The sequence below is a fragment of the Novacetimonas maltaceti genome (assembly GCF_002906255.1).
In the GTDB taxonomy this organism is placed as follows: Bacteria; Pseudomonadota; Alphaproteobacteria; order Acetobacterales; family Acetobacteraceae; genus Novacetimonas; species Novacetimonas maltaceti.
On the sequence record NZ_POTC01000151.1, the window covers coordinates 1 to 606 of the forward strand.

Genomic DNA, 606 nt, shown 5'->3' on the forward strand with positions numbered 1-606 from the left:
GCCATCTGGTCCGGGGTTAACCCCGGACCAGATGGCCAACAGCAACGCCGTCAGAAGGGCGGCATAACAACAACCGGGTATAGCTTATCAAGCCCGCAAAACTGTCCGAACGGACGGGACCACCTCACAGCCATAAAGTACAACCCACACGTGCCACATTCAGGGCTTAACTGACGACACGCCGTAAGATAGATGCTTCGAAGGTCAGGGTTATGCCGCATGGCAACCAGAGTAGGCATGTACAGAGCGTTTCTGACATGAATCCGACCAACCCGAATAAAGCTTTTACCCTGCCACTTTCCTCACTGCCTGGTCTGCGAGCCCAACAACCTGTCCATTTCCCAGTGTTCCCAGTTCGGGAATATCGACCCTGCCCCCTGAAATGCCCTCGATTTGAAGTAAGGTCTGTCCATAAGAGACAGACGATGAAGAAAGCACGTTTCACACAGGAGCGGATCATCGGGATCCTGAAGGAGCATCAGGTGGAGGGTTCTAAAAACCCCCTGGTTTTGAGGTCTTCTGTATGATTCTATTTCTTCTGCGTTGATTGAGGGAATGGCGATATGAAGCAGCCTGGTTTTTTTGATGTTGAAGAGCGGCTTTCCC

Annotated in this window: 1 protein-coding gene; it reads right to left on the reverse strand. The window is 51.8% G+C overall.

All coding sequences use genetic code 11. From position 1 onward, the window contains the following. Positions 1-302: 302 nt before the first annotated feature. Positions 303-606 (reverse strand): hypothetical protein (locus tag KMAL_RS17490; RefSeq protein WP_219811436.1); only part of this gene is annotated, 304 nt, incomplete at its 5' end.